General features: G+C 69.1%; 11 protein-coding genes. 3 read left to right on the top strand and 8 right to left on the bottom strand.

The genetic code is table 11. From position 1 onward, the window contains the following. Positions 1–16: 16 nt before the first annotated feature. Both ACFW2G_RS15220 and ACFW2G_RS15215 read left to right on the top strand, forming a co-directional pair. Positions 17–3,778, top strand: a complete 3,762-nt coding sequence (locus ACFW2G_RS15220) for an AAA domain-containing protein (RefSeq protein WP_384580805.1) — start codon at positions 17–19, stop codon at positions 3,776–3,778. Beyond that, positions 3,775–5,475, top strand: a complete 1,701-nt coding sequence (locus ACFW2G_RS15215; protein ID WP_384580803.1) for a hypothetical protein — start codon at positions 3,775–3,777, stop codon at positions 5,473–5,475. Before ACFW2G_RS15220 ends, ACFW2G_RS15215 begins: the two co-directional genes overlap by 4 nt. Positions 5,476–5,705: 230 nt before the next feature. Here the strand turns inward: ACFW2G_RS15215 and ACFW2G_RS15210 are convergent, their stop codons facing one another. Next, positions 5,706–6,482, bottom strand: coding sequence for a hypothetical protein (locus ACFW2G_RS15210; RefSeq protein ID WP_384580801.1), 777 nt, complete (start codon positions 6,480–6,482; stop codon positions 5,706–5,708). Between the two features lie 458 nt (positions 6,483–6,940). On the opposite strand from ACFW2G_RS15210, the gene ACFW2G_RS15205 reads away from it, so the two are divergent. Then, a complete protein-coding gene (locus ACFW2G_RS15205; RefSeq protein WP_384580922.1) occupies positions 6,941–7,348 on the top strand; it encodes a HEAT repeat domain-containing protein in 408 nt (135 codons plus the stop codon). Between the two features lie 27 nt (positions 7,349–7,375). On the opposite strand, the gene ACFW2G_RS15200 is transcribed toward ACFW2G_RS15205, so the two are convergent. The 7 genes from ACFW2G_RS15200 to ACFW2G_RS15170 all read right to left on the bottom strand — a co-directional run bounded on the left by ACFW2G_RS15200 (position 7,376) and on the right by ACFW2G_RS15170 (position 16,449). Next, positions 7,376–8,584, bottom strand: a complete 1,209-nt coding sequence (locus ACFW2G_RS15200; RefSeq protein WP_384580920.1) for an IS110 family transposase — start codon at positions 8,582–8,584, stop codon at positions 7,376–7,378. A 416-nt stretch (positions 8,585–9,000) separates the two neighbouring features. Further along, entirely contained in the window at positions 9,001–9,192 is a 192-nt protein-coding gene (locus tag ACFW2G_RS15195) for a hypothetical protein (RefSeq protein ID WP_384580918.1), read from the bottom strand. Between the two features lie 525 nt (positions 9,193–9,717). Beyond that, entirely contained in the window at positions 9,718–11,079 is a 1,362-nt protein-coding gene (locus ACFW2G_RS15190) for a carotenoid oxygenase family protein (protein WP_037916109.1), read from the bottom strand. A gap of 400 nt (positions 11,080–11,479) precedes the next feature. Beyond that, positions 11,480–13,471 (bottom strand): ATP-binding protein, encoded by a 1,992-nt coding sequence (locus ACFW2G_RS15185; RefSeq protein ID WP_384580799.1) that lies wholly within the window; start codon positions 13,469–13,471, stop codon positions 11,480–11,482. Positions 13,472–13,594: 123 nt separating this feature from the next. Next, the gene (locus tag ACFW2G_RS15180; protein WP_384447625.1) at positions 13,595–13,987 is read right to left on the bottom strand and encodes a nuclear transport factor 2 family protein; all 393 of its coding nucleotides are present in this window, start codon (positions 13,985–13,987) and stop codon (positions 13,595–13,597) included. Positions 13,988–14,146: 159 nt separating this feature from the next. Further along, positions 14,147–15,388, bottom strand: a complete 1,242-nt coding sequence (locus ACFW2G_RS15175) for a cytochrome P450, cyclodipeptide synthase-associated (protein WP_384447628.1) — start codon at positions 15,386–15,388, stop codon at positions 14,147–14,149. Between the two features lie 257 nt (positions 15,389–15,645). Next, positions 15,646–16,449 (bottom strand): helix-turn-helix domain-containing protein, encoded by an 804-nt coding sequence (locus tag ACFW2G_RS15170; RefSeq protein ID WP_384580797.1) that lies wholly within the window; start codon positions 16,447–16,449, stop codon positions 15,646–15,648. Positions 16,450–16,867: the final 418 nt, after the last annotated feature.

The following is a 16,867-nucleotide window of genomic DNA, read 5'->3' as shown; positions in this document are numbered from 1 at the left end:
CTGACTGGAGGTATGCGTGAAGCTCGGTCCAGGAGACGTCTTATTGGGAGGGCGCTACGAACTCCTTCGACCACTCGACTCCCCGTCGGAGGAAGGGAGGCTGTGGACGGCCAACGACAACCTGGAGTACGTGAAGCCGTACTTGCTGAAGACCTGGCACTTCTCCGAAGACGGCCCGGATCAGGTCCAAAGGGCCTTATGGGACGCAGAGTTGCGGTCTCTCTACCAGGTCAGGAGCAGCCCCGGCTCGGAGCGATCGCTCATTCAGCTGCACAACGTGGGCATCGATCACGATCAGGGCTGTTTCGTCATGGTGTTCGAGACGAACGGTCACCGGACCCTTGCCTCCATGCTCGCCGACCGGCGCAGCTGTTCCTGGCTGTCGGGACGCCCGGTCGACCGGCAGTCGGTCTGGAGAATGCTCGGTCGTCTGGCTTCGGGACTTGACCTGCTGCACCGGCAACACGTCGTCCACCGTTGCGTGTCGGCGGAAAACGTCTTTCTGGACCCGGAGACGGGACCTGAGTTCGCACGGCTCGGTGGCTTCGAGTGGAGCGTCCGGCTGGGACGTCCTCCTGCGGCGGCGCGGACTCGGCGCGGCTGGGAGACTCCGCCCGAGTGGGCTTCGGGTCGCCAGACCTTCGGCCCCGATGCCGACTGGTTCGCCTTCGGCATGCTGGCGGCTCGCTCCATGCTGGACATCGAGCACCTGGGCAGCACTGCGGATGCCGCTGAGCGTCACCGGCTCGTGCAGAACCAACTGAGTAAGGGCCAGGGAGGGGGGAGGCGCAGGGGAGACGCCCCCGCAGTTCCCAACAGCCGCCTGACGCAGCTTGAGAGGGATGTGATCGGCAGGCTGATCGCCGAGGAGCCAACGGAGCGACTTCGACGCGGGGACGAGGTGCAGGCATTCATCAGGGAAGTCATCGACTCCCTGGAGGTGCCTCCGGAGAGTGCGGACCCTAATCAGCGCCACTTCGTTGTCGTCAACGCCGGAAACCAGCGGCTTGTGGAGGTGATGGAGGCCCAAGGGCTCCGCTCCGCTCTGGGGTTGCAGCCCGGCGACGCATTCAGCTCCCAGAACAAGGAGCACGTAATCAAGCTGCTCGGCTTCCTCTACGACGACTTCGCCGAAGGAGGCGTGCTTTCCCCTGGTCATGCCAGCGGCACAGTGGTGCTGTCGGGCAAGTGCCTGCACCTTGAGCTCGGCAAGCACGACGATCGCGGGAACAAGAGCTGGGAGAAGGCTTTCTGTCAGAGGGTTCTCGACTACTTCGAACTGGATCCACAGCGGAGCCGAGAGATCCCCGCTGGCCAACTCGCCTTCATCAGCACGCAGAGGCATCAGGGCATCCAGGCACCGACACTCAGCTGGGATCTCGTGATCCCCTCGAAGGATGAGGCGAGCGATCGGCAGAAAAACCAGGAAGATCTTGCCGAGTTCATCCGGCTGACCAACCAGATCGACCTCCTGATCCGCGACGCGGAGGTCTTCCGATGTCAGGTTGCCGATGTCCGATACCGGGAGGATGGCAGCATTGACTGGATCGAGGTCCAGGAAATGCCGAGAAATCATCCACCCTTGGAAATGTTCAAACCCGACGGCGGCATGGCGGCCTTTCTGCTCCGGGACAAGTACAGCGGGAAGTCCGGCAGCAACGAGATCCAGTTGTCCTCCCCGGATTCCGAAGGACTCCGGAGTGCCTTGCCGGCGGACGGGCACTGGGAGCTGAAGGATGCCGACGTCACCGTCGATACCGTGAGGCTGCGGCCCGCCGGTGCTCTGGCAGGTATGAGCCGTCTCGACGGCCGCAGAGGCGCTGATGCCTGGGAGCCTCGTCCGGGACAGGAGTACGTTCTGCGTACCAAGGGCCTGGCCCGGCAGCTCCAGTTGATCAGACGCAGGAAAAAGGCCATCGAGAGATTGGCGGATCACACGTACCTGCTGGCGAGCCTGTCCAACCCCGGGCAGGTCTTCATGGACAGTGGGACCCGCCCCGACGAGCTCGACGGTCGGCCCCTCGACGAAAGTAAGCGGAAGCAGATCGGGGAAATCCTCGGCACCCGGCCGATCTACACGGTGCAGGGGCCGCCCGGCACCGGCAAGACACACATGGCAGCCTGGCTGCTGCGTGAAATCCTCGATGATGATCCGATGGCGCAGATCCTCATCACAGCGCAGGCGCACTCGGCGGTGGATGTTCTGAGGGCCAAGGTCGAGGGCGAGGCGTTCAAGGACATCCCAGACGAGAGCCGACCTCTGTCGATCAGATTGCGCCGGACGACGGATCCGTTCCGGACCGTGGATTCCACGGACGAGCGCTGGTCGGTCCGGTCTGTGGCCCGTCAACTTCTGGACAGCACCGTCAGAAAGCTGGAAGCGCACCAGGCGGACGAGCGCTTGTCCGAGGTCACCGCCACCTGGCTTGAAGCCTGTCGGACCATGCGTCGGGACATCGACACTCAGGGTGCCTCAGAGGCCAACGAGTTCAGGGAACTCGTGCGTCGGAGCGCCAGCATCACCTACAGCAGCGCGAGCGATGGCGATCTCGCAGGGCTGGCGGGAGAAGTGAGCTACGACTGGTCGATCGTCGAAGAGGCAGGAAAGGCTCACGGTTTTGAACTGGCTCTGCCTCTCTACCTCGGTCATCGATGGCTGTTGATCGGCGACGCCCAGCAGTTGCCTCCCTACCGAATGGAGGACTACCAGAAGGCGCTTTCCAATCTGGAGCGGGTGGTGCAGGCGCTGCGCGACCTCGAAGGCGCCGACCGTTTGGTCGACTGGGAGTTGCTCAACCGGTGGAAGGACAAGACCGGTGAGGAGAGGAAGTACTTCACCGAATACTGCAAGCGATGGCTCACCTTCTTCGGACAACTGCATGGCCTGACCAAGGATCACGAGCCCGAAGGCGGCATGCTCACCGGGCAGTACCGCATGCACCCGGACATCGGTGAGCTCGTCTCGGAGACGTACTACAAGGGAAGACTCGAGCACTACACGCACGATCGAGATCCGCACGGGCTGACCACCCCCGCGGCCCTGGAAGGCAAGGCCGTCGTATGGCTTGACCTGCCGGCAGCATCGGTCGACCCGCGCACGGCTGAGACAGCGCAGCCGAAGTACCGCAACGAGGCGGAAGCGCACGCACTGGAGCTCTTCCTGCGCTCGCTGCGGGGAGATCCCGCACGACCGGTCGATCTGGCCGTCCTGTCGCCCTACGCCCAGCAGGTTGTCGTGCTGGGTAAACGTCTGCGCCGACCGGAGATGCGTGCCGAACTGCTACGCAACGGAATCGCCCTCGCTCCCGACCCACGCGGTGCTGGCGGTGGCCAGGGTGCCACGGCCGACGATCCCACCAGGGGAGGCGTCTTCACCGTCGACTCGTTCCAGGGCAACCAGTCGGATATCGTCGCGGTGAGCCTGGTCCGCAACAATATGAAGCAATCGGGCCAGGGCCTGGGCTTTCTCAAGGCGGCATCACGGATGAACGTCCTCTTCTCGCGAGCTGAGCGCCTCCTGATCCTCGTCGGCTCGTGGGACTTCTTCCGGATCCAGGTGTCGGAGGTGCCACGTGACGAACGCCAGTACGACGAACTGCGCCATGTGGCTCTTCTGGTGGACAGGTTGGACAAGCTGTTCGCCGAGGGCCGGGCGATCCGGGTGGCGGCCGACCTGACCGGCCTGGACGAGGGAATGCATCGGATCAGCAGCGCTCTGCGCAGCGACCACAGGGGTGGCGCACGCGTGACCCCGCACGGGGAAGGGGGACGGCTGTGATCCACGTTCTGTTGCCGCTGGACGTCTTCCGCGTGTCGTACGACGTGGCGGTGGGTCGGCCGTACAGCAGGCTGGAGGAACTACTGCTACGACTTATCGCCGAAGATCAGGGTGAAGGGGGCCGCGTCTTCGAGGAGCTCCGCGAGGCGTTCCAGGTCCACGACAGGTTGCTCATCGAGGGTCTGGTCACGCTGCTCCGCGAAGGATGGGTGGCCATGGTCCAGAGTGACCAGGACATCCGCTATGTCGTGACGCGCGAAGGGCTCGTGACTATCTCCGAGAGTCGCCGGCCGGCCAGCCTGCGCGTCCAAAGACGACAGACGAGCGTCGTACGCGAAATGCTCAGTTGCCAGTTGGCCCGCCTCTCCGACTTGGAAGTGCTTCGCGCAGAGGAGGTCCGTCGGAAGACCAATCGGGGGGCGATCAGTTACGCCCTGGGGGGTCGTCACCACCGCAAGACGCTGAACGGAGGCGAGACCGAGTGGCTGCTCCCGCGGAACGCTGACGAGCAGCAGTGGATCCGCCGGATCGACAGCGACGCGAAGCTGGCGCGCGGGAAGTACTACCTGCCCCTACGCGTGGACTTGGAGGAAGGAACGGTGCTGGGTCTGCCCGGCAACTGGCGTCATCTGACCTCTCTCGTACTGGAGGAAGCCGAGCAGCAGTACCAGGACCTCGCCGTCGACTCCGATGCCCAGAGACGGTTTGACAGCATGCTGAAGGAACGGGAGACGGACCGCGGCCGAGTCCGGCGCCCAGACGGGTCGTCTGTTCCGCGGGCGGAACTAGCTACCATGCCCAGTATCGAGGCGACCCTGCAGGCGGGTGATAGCCGTCGACTCGCCGAGCGGGCTTTGGAGCGCGCGTCGGGTCATGTGTTGATCGTGTCCTCGTACCTGGATGACGCCCAGGTCGCCCGGGTCGGCGAGGTGGTCACGAGCCTACAAGGCCGTGGTGTGAGTGTTGATGTGCTCTGGTCTGGTACCGACGTGCAGGAAGAGTCACGCAGGCGCCTGGTCAGCGCGCTGGATTCAGTGCGAGGAAGGGCGACGCAAGGGAAGGTCTTCTTCAACAAGACGCCGGCGGCCGCCAAGGCGGACTTCGTGCTGGCGGACACCAGCAACGGACCGCTGGCCGTAGTGGGTGGCGGGTTGCTGTCCGGGACGGCGCAGGAGCAGGCTCTCAGCCCTGCTGTGCTCGTCGAGGACGTGCGTGGACTGAGCACACTGGCCTTGCTTGCCTCGGGGTGGTGGCAGGAGAGCCCCGACGGCAACGCGGAACTCGCGGCAAGCCGCTGGCGTCATCTGGCGGAGCGGTGGGTCGAGGAAGCGGCCCTGAGCCTGGCGGCTCCGGGGGTGGAGGAACCCGAGGACTCGTGGAACGCGTCGGAACCGCTTCTCCTCTCACCCCGGTCTGACGATGACGAGGCGAGCAGCGTGTCGCTGCTCATCGGAGCCGAGGCTGCCGCAACCCGAGAGAGAGTCATGCAGTCCGACGGCTCTCGGGCGGACCGCCTGGGACAGACGTGGGATCCGGTGCAGGTGGCGGCCACGGCCCGGGAATGGGTCGTGGGCGTGCGCAGTTCATCGGTCTCGGCTCTTTCCTTCCATCTCCGTGGCCGCCTCGCCGCTGAACTATGGCAAGAAGTTGGAGTTGGACGCGATCGATTGGGGGCGGCTGACCGCCTGCCAAGGTGACGAGCATGTGCGACGAGGGCCTCCGTCTTGCAGGCGAGGCCCTCGTCGGGCGTGTGTGGACAATTGGCCTTCCAGCACGCTGGTGGATCTCGACTTCGCCGGTGCGGAGGGCAACTCTGCGCCGCAATGCCTGGTGTCCGGTTCGTACAACGAGGTGGCAACGCACGGCGCGTGGGCTTCGGAGGACACCTTGGTGGTGAAGCCGAAACCGACGCGGTACCCGGCACCGTTCAGTCGGTCAGCCGGCACACCCGGTCGTCATCCGTCACCTCGTAGACGTCGATGCGCAGGAGCTGTCGGACGTGGGCCGGGACGCGTGCGGCGGCCTTGAGGGAGGAGGACGGCACGACGAGGGCGTAGCGCGTGTGCGGGTCCTGGCTCGTCATGCGGCGCAGCAGTTGGCCATAGGCGATGTCGGCGTCGATGCCTTTCTCGCTGGTGCGGCCCTTGGCCTCGCAGATCACCCGTTCCCGGCCGCGTACGGCTTCCAGGTCGGTCCAGCGGTCCGTGGGATCGGTGGGTGTCCAGCCTTCGGTCAGTAGCCAGGTGCGGAAGGTGTCGGTAACCCGGTCCTCGTCGCTGGCGCGGGCCAGGATCTTCTTCAGTGCCGCCAGGTCGGCCGCTTCGTTGCGGCGCAGTCGTCCGCGGCCGTCCGCATCCAGGTCGGCGGGGCGGATGAGGACCAGGCGCAGCCCGTGCGCGGGGATCTGCTCATCGCGCCGGGCGTCGTACAGGGCGCGCTGCTCGCCGCGGTGGACGCCGCTGACGGTGAGGCGGTTCGGCTTGTCAAAGTGGGGCATCGGCTGGTCGTGCTGCAGTTCGCGGTACTCGACCACCAGCTGATGGCCCGGCCAGTAGGCGTCGACCGGCAGTTGGACTCGTTGGCCGCCTGATCCGGGATCTCCGAGCAGCCAGTTGAACCTGTGCTGTGTCAGGGCGTTCTCCCCGAGGATCCGCTCGCACAACCCAACGACGTACGCCTCATCGCTGCCATCTCTCGTTGCCATGACCGAGCATCCTGCCACCCCCCCCCATGGACCAGCAGCACCGGGCTGGCGAACCCAGAGCCTCGTCGCGCAGAAGACTGGCAACGACAAACAGGCCGTCGGCTTGGCGGTCAACGCCCTGGAGGGCGTGGTGAGGCTGGCCAGCTCGACGGTGATCGCACCTACCGCGCTCTGTCGAACCGGATGCCCTGATCAAGCAGCTGGACGAGCTCGCGGACTGGGAGCCCGCCGGGCACGAGGATTGCGACTGGGGCGGTTCCTGGCGTTGGTATGAGGTCACCCGCGACCTGCGACGCCGAGCCGAACGGACGCGGCGTCACCCCGCTCCCTGAGCCGCTTTCCACCTGGCGCCCGTCTGTGAGGGGGGGTGCCTCTATGTTTTTCGTCAAGCGTGTGGGCAGCTTTTGCCTGGGGTTCGATCTTCTCTGTGGGCATGAGAGTGTCTGGTCGTGCCAGAGATGACGAGTGGGTTGGAGACGGCCTTGGCTGAGGTGTCGTCTCCTTCGTGGACGCAACGTGTTCGTGCCGGGCGTGGTCTTGCTGCCTTCGCTGATGTTCCTGAGGCTGCGGAAGCGTTGGTGGGACTGCTGCTGGACGTCGAGAACACGGCGGTGACCCGGCAGACGGCAGAGGCCCTGGCCCGGGTGGGGACGGTGGCCGCCATAAGGCTCATCGCTCTCGCGGTTGCCGAGGCTGACGACAGCCAGGCTGGCTGGCTGCAGACCGGGGTGCATGACGCGCTCGTGGGACCGGGCGGTGTGCCGGACGTTGCAGCGGCCTGCGGGAAGCTCGCCCGGGACCCGGAAGAAGCTGTCCGTCAGGGGGCCGCGGACATCTCGGCATGGGCGGACGGCACAAGGTGTTGATCTGCATAGATCTGTCTGTGGGCTGGTTCATGCAGCCGTCGCCTCAGGGACGCGGGGTTCGTAGAAGGCGCCGTCGCGGAGCATGGCGAACAGGACGCTGATGCGTTGGCGGGCGAGGCGGAGGAGGGCTTGGGTGTGGGTTTTGCCGCGGGCCCGGCATCGGTCGTAGTAGGTGCGGGAGGCGGGGTCGTGCAAGGCGGCGAACGCGGAGAGGAACATAGCCCGTTTGAGCTGCCGGTTTCCGCCTCGGGGCGCGTGTTCGCCGTGGATCGAGGTGCCCGATTGCTTGGTGGCGGGGGCGAGGCCGGCGTAGGAGGCGAGGTGGGCGGCGGTGGGGAAGCCGGTGTCGTCGCCGACGGTGACCAGCAGGACTGCGGCGGTCCTGACGCCGACGCCGGGCAGCGACGTCAGGACCTGGGAAAGAGGGTGGGCCTCCAGCAGTTCGTTGATCTGGGCTTCCAGGGCCCGGCGTTGTTCGTGGACGGCCGCGAGCGAGCGGGCCAGGGACGGGACGACGATGTCGAGGGTGCTGGTGCCGGGGACCATGACGGTCTGTTCGTCGAGGGCTTCGAAGACGTCGTCGATGAGCCGGGTGGCCATGCGCGGGGCCTTGGGCCGGATCACCTCGAGGAGTCTGCGTCGGCCGGCTTTCCGCAGTGCGGCCGGGGAGCCGTAGCGTTCCAGCAGCCAGGTGATGGCCTGGTGGTCCAGACGTGGCCCAAGGACACGTTCCAGGCTGGGGTGGAACTGGGTGAGCAGGCCGCGTATCCGGTTGGAGGTGCGGGTGGCCTCGGCGGCGAGGTCCTGGTCGAAGCCCACCAGGACGGTGAGCTCGGCGGTGATCTCGTCGGTCAACTCCAGCGTGCGCAGGGTGTGGGGCATGGTGCGGGCGGCATCCGCGATCACCGCCGCGTCCCTCGCGTCGGTCTTGGCCTCGCCGGGGTAGAGGTCGGCGATCCGCCGCATGGCAAGGCCCGGCAGGTAGGCGACCTGGCAGCCCGCGTCGCGGGCGACGGTCAGCGGCAGGGCGCCGATGGAGGCGGGCTGGTCCACGACCACCAGGACGGTGCCGAACTTGTCTCGCAGCTTGTCGAAGACGGCCCGCAGCTTGGGTTCGCTGTTGGGCAGCGGTTTGTCGAAGACCTTCTTGCCAGCAGGGGTCAGCCCGTGGCCATGGTGCGTGCTCTTGCCGACGTCCAGGCCGAGGAAGACGCCCACGCCTTCGGTGTCGATCATCATGTCCCTACTCGCTCGATGCCGTGCTGGCCTGGGCGTCGGGGGCCGTTCTCGCGCATCCACGTTATGCAGACCTGCCGCCCACGAACGACCGGGCATTGCGCCTGGTCAGGCGGTGGTCGGACCTCTCATCAGCGTCTCCGACGGCACCCCTCGGGCCCGGTGACACCACCCCCCAGGTCATCCGTTCGACAGGGGGACACAGTCATGCCGGGCCCGGAGGCCAGCGGCCCTCTTGCAGGACCGCGAAGAACATAACGGGGGGGCGGGCCCGAGGGCCAGGTGGCGCCCCTTGGGGACCAGTTGGGGACCAGCGCCCACGTCGGTGGGCGCACGGCAGGTACGTATGTGCACGTTGTGCGCCCTCAGATTGAGGCATATATTGAGAAATTTCCTCCGACCCATCGATCTGGGGGTCAAGGGGTCGCAGGTTCAAATCCTGTCGTCCCGACTCGAAGGAGTCGCAGGTCAGAGGCCGTTTCCGCCACAAGGTGGAAACGGCCTCCGCCGTTGGTGATCATTCGAGAACCGGCGCCGCCCCGCTCGGCGGCCTTCAGGCCCGCTTCGAAGCGGCTCGTGGCGCCGAGGCGTTCCCTGATCGAGGCCATGTGGCGGCTGACGGTGCGTGACGAGATGCCGAGGTGGTTGCCCGGCGCCGTCGTCGGTGAGGCCGCCGGCAAGGAGACGCGCTGATACCCGCCAGTGACGCGTTCGCCGGAACTCTTCCAGTGGCCCCGCCCCTCGACCGGCAGCATAGGTCCGGCCGCGCCAGCCGGCGCGATCACTCAGGAACAGATCATCGCCCGGGCGCACGACGGGATCAGCAACGCCGTTCCGGACAGCCAGTCGCTCGCTCGGAAGGACAGCACGGTCGGTGGACCGTACCGCGCGGACTGCTCCGGGTTCATCTCGATGGCGAGGGGCCTGAAGGACAGCCTGGATACCGGACCCTTCCCGATATCTCGACCGTCACCGCCTCGCCAATGACTGGGTGAGCAATGGTGCCCGGCGGGGCCCTCCGGCCTGGGCGGCACCAGCCGCTGACCCCCACCCGGCACCCACCTCGGATGAGGTCGCATTTCAGGGGCCGTTCCAGAGCGATCTGGAACGGCCCCTGAGCGCTGTGCGCGGTGTCAGGACGCGTGGTGAGGGGTGTCGGGGATCCAGGAGCCGTGGAGGCCCGCGGTGACGCGGTGGGGGAGGTGGACGGTCGCGACGGTGCCCAAGCCGGTGGCATCGAGCACCAGGAGCTGCGAGGCGTCCTGCTTGATGTCGGAGACGACGGTGAGGAGGTAGCCGTCGTCCTCGTTGGTGGCGCCCGCGGCGGGGACGAAGACCGCTTCGGCGGGGAGGCGGGCGTCGCCGACCTGGTGAATGCGGCGGGCGCCGGTGGTGCGGTCGTACTTGACCAGCCCGTAGCCGCCCAGGCCGTTCTCGTCGGGGAAGGCGACGGCGTACTGGTAGCGGTTCTCGACGCCGAGGTAGTCCTCGTTGAGCGTGGGGAACTCGATGGGGAGGTCGTCGATGATGCGCTCGTCGACGGTGCCGGCGGCCATGTCGATGGTCCAACGGCGGGTGTAGGAGCGGGAGACGGGTTCGCTGCCGCGGCCGGGGGCACCGGTCCACCAGTTCCAGGAGAGGCGGAAGCCCTCGCGGTCGACGGTGGGGCCCTCCAGGACGATGCGGCCCTGGCCGTCTTCGTAGGCGTTGGAGACGTGGAGCATGTTGCCCGGCTCGATGGAGTACCAGCGGATGTGCCGGTGTCCGTCGGTGCCGCGGGGCATCACGCCGATCCGGGAGGGCTGCCGGTCGCTCCAGCCGTAGGGGATGCCGGAGTGTTCGGCGGGGTCGAAGGTGACGTTGCCCTCGATGAAGACAACATGGCGCCGGGTGAGGGCGAAGTCGTGCTTGAGGGAGGCGGTGGCTCCGGGTACCTCGGCGGTGTGGACGAGGGCGCCCTCGGCATCGGCGACGTGATAGGTGAGGTACGGGGGGAAGGGGGACGAGGCGAAGAAGTGGAGTTCCCCGGTGACCGGGTCCTCCTTGGGGTGGGCGGTCATGGCGGTGCGGAGCTTGCCGTCGAAGTCGTAGGCGCCGATGGTGCCGAGTTCCCCGTCGAGTTCGAAGGGGAGATTGGCCTCGCACAGGGCGAGGAGCCGGCCGGCGTGCTCGATGATGTGGGTGCCGGCGGCGCTGGCGGTGAGGTCGGGGCCCTTCTCGGTCATGTAGGGGGCGCCGTCGAGGGCGGGGGTGTGGACCCAGCGGTTGCGGTACCACTCGGCGCGGCCGTCCCGCAGGCGGATGCCGTGGACCATGCCGCTGCCCTTGAACCAGTGGGTGGGGGTGACACCGGGCTTGGGGTTGTGGCTGTTGCGCAGCAGCCGCCCGGACAACTCCGGCGGCAGGGTGCCCTCGACCGTGAGACCGGTGGCCGTGACCTCCTCCGCGACAGGAGTGAAGTGGCCGGTCAGATAGGGCGGGTTCACAGTGGTCATGACGCGATCTCTTTCCTGGGGGCGAGTGGGGCGGCAGCCGTCGTCCCGGCCCGGCTGCGCCGGGCGGGTGAGGAGGTGCGCGGGACCGGCCGCGGCCGGCGGTCGGCCGGCGCGTCCGGCTGCGTGCCGCGTTCGTGGTACACAGCCTCGCGTCGGCCGGTGTCCACCCTCCAGCCCCGGCCGGGACGAGGCGTGTCCACTGCTGTCCGTACCTGTCCACCCCGTCCTGCCGGACCTCCCCCGTGCTGTGGCCGCAAAGGTGTGCCGGCTCGCGGCCCCCGGTGCGGCGCAGCGCACGGCGGAGGATCCCACCTCGTCCTCGACGTCCTCGCGCGGTCCGACAACGCGGCGAGATGCCGTGCCGGGGGCCGTGAGGCGGTGAACCCTTCCGGTCACAGCGCTAGCGCGGGCCCTGCAGCTCCCGTTGCCACAGGGCTTCGCAGAGCAGGTCCAGGCCCTGGCGCAGATGGCGGCGGTAGGTGCCGTACGGCAGCCCCAGGCGGCGGGCCGCGCCCTCCTGGGTCGGGACACCGGAGAGGTACCCGGCGGTGAGGGCCTCGCGGGCGCGCACCCCGCGCGGGTCACGGGCCAGGTCGTCGACGGCCTGCCGCAGCAGCGTGCGCAGCTCCTCCACGGGATCGTCGAGGTCGGCCGCGAGCCGCGTGCGCATCAGGACGCAGGCGGCGAAGGCCTTCGGGTCGCGCCAGTGCGCCAGCGCCTCGCGCACGGCCTGGTCGAAAGCGGTGCGCGAGACGGCCGACGGCGCGGCCGGGGCCGGTGCGTGGGGGGTCGATATGAAGCGCAGGAGCCACGTCTCCACGGGGACCTCGCGCCAGTCGACGCCGAACAGCCCGTAGGTGTGCTCGCCGACCCGGGGGCGCTCCCCGGTGTCGCGCAGGGTGCCCTCGACCCGTTCGGCCCAGGTTTCGGCGTCCTGGAAGACGGCGAAGCCGAAGGCTCGGCCGCGGGCCCGGGCGGCCTCCGCCTGGGCCCGGGAGCTGCTCAGATCGATGACGCGGGACGGTACCTGGTAGCGCTCGGGGTAGACCGAGAAGCGGCTGATCCCGATGTGCTCGCCGGGGCTCACCGGTGCCGTGGCGTCGGTGTGGCGCCACGCGGCCGCGACCACGGGGTCGGTGGCGAGGTCCTCCGGGTCGGGCGGGGCCGGCAGGGCCAGCCGGGCCGTGAAGGCGACGATCCGGCCCGTGTCCACGAGGCGGTAGACGCTGAAGGCCTGCGGCTGGCGCCGCACCCAGTAGCGCACCAGTTCCGCCGAGGCAGGCCCCTCGGTCTCCTCGGCCATCCGCAGGACGACGTCCACGTCGTCCGGGTGCAGCGGACGGTCGTGCAGCTCCTCGTCGCGGGACCAGGTGCGCAGCCGGGAGAGGGTCTCGCCCTCCCGGAAGAGGTAGAAGAGCTCGTCGGTGACGGTCCACACCCGCTCCTCGGGCGCTTCCCGCAGCAGGCGCAGGTATTCGTCCGCCAGGCGCCCCCGAATCGCCTCGAAGGCGTTGGGGGCGCGCCAGCGCAGGTCGGCGGCGAGCGTCTCGCGGGCGGCGTCGTGCGGGTGGAGTCCCCGGTGCGTGGACTCCATGAACGGCAGGTCCCTGAGCCAGGAGAACAGCAGGTGGGCGTCCTCGTCGGGCAGTACGGAGGACAACAGTTCCTCGGACGTCGAGTGGGCCTGCGCCGCCACCTCCAGGGCGCGGCGGTGGGCGGCGGTGGGGACCTCGCCGATCAGCCCCGCCAGCAGGGTGCGCAGGACGTCCGCCGACGGCGCCCAGATCTCCTCCCGGGCGCAGCCCGCCGACCCCGCCGCGGCGGCGAGGGACAGGGCGAGCGGGTTGCCGCCGGCGAAGCGCAGCACCCGGTCGTGTAGTTCCGGCCGGATCCGTGCCGCGACCAGCAGGCTGCCGGCCTGCTCCTCGGAGAACGGCTCCAGTTCGGTCACGTGCAGGAGCCGGGACCAGGCCGGGTCGGCCGTCCACTGGGGCTGCGGAGCGCGCCGTCCGGCGAGGACGACCAGGGTGTCGTCCGCGGCGCGGGGCAGGAAGTGGTGCCACAGCCAGCTCTCCAGCCACTGGCAGTGGTCGAAGGAGTCCACGAACAGGACCGTGCCCGGTACGTCGAGGAACGGCCCGGCGGCGTGCTCGAAGTCGCCCGGGTCCCGGCTGACGAAGCGGCCGTCGAGTTCGACGAGCAGCCGGCCCGCCGCGCGCGCGTGGTCGGCCAGCCGCCTGAGCAGCGTGGACTTCCCGATGCCGCCCGGCCCGCACACGTAGAACGCGAACGGGGCCTGCGCATCACCGGCCAACGCCCGGCCGAAGAGGTCGAGTTCCTCGTCCCGGCCGATGAAGGCCCGCACTCGGGCCCGGCTGAGTCTTTCCCCCACGGACACCATGGTCGTTTCCCTCTCCTTGCTCCACACCGACGCTCTGCGTGCCCACAGCAGGGAGAGCGCTCTCTTCCGTTCCGGTTTCCCCCGTCGGAGCCCCTGACGGAGCTCCTGTTCAGCTCACTTGACGCTGCCGAGGTTGCCGTCGTCGGGGTGCCCGGTCACCAGGAGGGTGGTCTCCTCGACGCACTGGAATCGGCCGTCGGGGGCCAAGCGGGCGAAGAGGTAGACCTCGGTGCGGGAGGTGCGTCCGTTGTGCTGGGTCAGGGTGACGGTGTGGCGGTCGGCGTAGCGGGGGCCGTCGCGGAGTTCGTCGTGGACCTCGATCCCACCGCTGAGCACCAGGGTGCGCAGGCGCGCCATGTGCTGGACGAAGGAGGCGCGGTCGCTCCACACGCCGTCGGTGCGCTGGCGGTAGTCGGGGGTGAAGTGCCGGTCGACGGCTTCGTCGAGGTCGAGACCCGGCGTGAACAGCAGGTCGTTGAGGGCTCTGGTGATGTCGGTCGGTCTCATCGTCGTCTCCGCTTGGGGGATGGGGCAACGGGCTTTCGGGGCCGGGAGTACGGTGGCTGCCGGTCCCGGCCGGAACCGCCCTGCCAGTGCCACGGCCGCGGCGGTCCACCGGGTCGCGGCGCCCCGGCGAACCCTGCCGGTCACCGCACTAGACGGCCGTTAGTCGCGGCGGGTTCCACTTCCCCGCACGGGAGTGAAGTCCAGCGACAGGGAGGCCGGTCCCCGGGTGTACAGGCCCGTCTCCCGGTAGCGGAACCCGGGGCTGTAGCGGACCTCGTCCAGCAGGGGCAGGAGCATCGCGGCGACGGTCTCGATCTCGGCACGCGCGAAGGCCGCGCCGACGCACTGGTGGAGCCCGCTTCCGAACGCCAGGTGCTGGGCGGCCGCGGTGAACGACCGGGCCGTACCCAGGTCCGCGCGGTGGATGTCGAAGGAGTCCGGGTCGGCGAACGCGTCCGGATCGCGGTTGGCCGCGCCGATCATGCAGAAGACGGTGGCGCCCGCCGGGACGGTGGTCCCCGCGAACACGGCGTCCTGCGCCGTCTGTCGGGGGATGAGCTGGACGGGCGGGGTCAGGCGCAGGGTCTCCGCGATCGCCGCGGCCAGCAGTTCCGGGTCCCGGCGGACCTGCGCCATCTGCTCGGGGTGGTCGATCAGGTGCTTGAAGAGCAGGGCGATGGTCTTGTCCGCGGGTTCCGCGGCTGCGACCAGCACGTTGATGATCAGCGCGGTGACGTCGCGATCGCTCATGGTGATGCCGTCGAACTCCGCGGTGCACAGCTTCGATATCAGGTCCTGGCCGGGCCGGCGGCGCCGCTGCCGGATGACCGGGGCGAGGTGGGCCTCCAGTCGCTCCGCGCAGTCCAGGCAGTGCCGTCGGCGCTCCGGGGTCAGGGCCAGGCCGGTGACGAACTCGGCGACCCCGCTGTGCCAGCGGGCCACCTGCTGCCAGTCGGCCCTGTCCAGGCCGAGGACGTCCAGGGCGACGTGCACGGCGAAGGGCTTGCCGAAGTCGCCGACCAGGTCGATCCGGCCCTGCGGGAGGAACGGGGCGATGAGTTCGGCGGCGTTGGCGCGGATGGCGCGTATCTGGTCCTGGAGGGCGGAGCCGGTGAACGCGCGCACGACGATCTTCCGCTTCGCCGTGTGCTCCGCGCCGGTCATCTGGGCGAGGACCCGCCCGCGCATCACGGGCTCGGCGCGTACCTGGAGCATCTCGGTGGTGAACGCCTCCTGGTCGGTCAGCACCCGCTTCACGTCCTGGTGACGGGAGAGGAAGTAGCCGTCGATCGTCGGCTCGTAGTGCACCGGGACCCGCTCCCTGAGGTGCGCGAAGAAGCGTTCGGGTGCGGCGTCGAACGCGTCGGACAGCACGCTGAAGGGCGGGATCGCCAGGGGCATGTTCGGACTGCCTCTCGAAGGTGCTCGTGGTGCGGTGCGGTGCGGCGGGGAGGGGGCGGGGTGACGGGCGCGCCCGGACATCCGACCACGGCCCGTTCTTCGCATGGGAATTCGACGGATGGTACCCATGTCGCACGAACGGCCGGTCACCCCGGTCCCCGGTGCGCCTCGACCCGCGCCGGGCCGGCAGACGCGGGCGGAGGGGCGTGCCGGACGCGCCGGCGCCGCCACGCCCCTCCGCCGGACGGGCCCTGTACCTAGTGCCGTTGCGCCATCACGGCGTGCCGGGAGGCCCGGCCGGCCGGACCCTGCGCGGACTCCCCCTCGCGGCGCGGCCGCTCCGCGGGCGCCCGCAGCCGGGACAGGTTCGTGCTCACCCTCGCCGCCGCACGGACCACGGCCTCGCCCAGGAGCGCGATCTGTTTGCCGTCCAGTGCCGACGCCGCCACGGCGGCCACCACGTGCCCGGTGTCGGAGAACACCGGAGCCGCCACGCACGACAGCGCGCTCACGCACTGCCCGTACTGGAAGGCCATGCCCTGTTCCCTGACCCGTACCGCCTCCCGCGACCACGCGGCCCGCGACCACCCCGGCGGCGGGCCCGCCTCCCGGGCCGACGCCGTCAGGACCAGCTCGGCCGCGCTCCCCGGCGGCAGAACCGCGCCGGGATGCAGCGCGAACGCCTCGTCCACCTCGCTGCGCGTGCTCCCGACCACGAGGGCGTTGCCCGCCTCGGGGACCGACAGGCTGACCCCGAGCCTGCCACCGCCGACCGCGGCGAGTTCACGCAGGGGCCGCGCCGACGCCGCCCGCAACGCCCGCGCCGGATGCCACGCCTGCCCCAGCCGGAACGTCCTCGGCCCCAGCCGATAGCGGCCCGAGACGCTCTGCACCGCGCCGAGCGCGACCAACTGCCCGAGCAGCCGGTGCGCCGTGGCCTTCGGCAGTTCGGCGTCCGCCGCCAGTTTGGTCAGACCTACCTCGTCGCCGTGCGCGAGCACTTCCATGAGCGCGAACGCGCCCTCCAGTACACCCCGCCCCTCAGTGCCGGATCTGGCCATGAGCGGAACCCCCTTTCGTACGGACGACATCGGTCGGATGGTGTCCGTAACTCCCCGTTCGTCCCGGCTCATCAGCAGGAACGGTGGTACCGCCCTCCGCTTCCGCCGGTCCGTTGAACGGACCCGATCATTGCCCGCAACACCGCGATCGCGCCAGGGTGTTGTCACCCAGGGACGGGCGGAACGACCCTCAAGGGGCCCGGGAAGCGCGTCCACCAGGAGCGACAAAGGAGGATCCGATGAGCGCGATCAAGACCAGCGCCAAGCAGTTCAAGTACGTCATGGGTGCCATGACGGCCGTCTTCTTCGGTTCTTGCTCTTCCAGCTGACGCAGATGCGGGGGGTGGGGGCGGCGCGCCGCCCCCCCCCCGCGTAGGCACGCCGGGGAGGCGGCCCGCGGGGTGGCGACCGGGGGGCG

Source organism: Streptomyces sp. NPDC058880 (assembly GCF_042742535.1).
Taxonomy (GTDB): Bacteria; Actinomycetota; Actinomycetes; order Streptomycetales; family Streptomycetaceae; genus Streptomyces.
The sequence above is the reverse complement of the archived record's forward strand: the minus strand, read 5'-3'. Positions and strand labels throughout refer to the sequence as shown.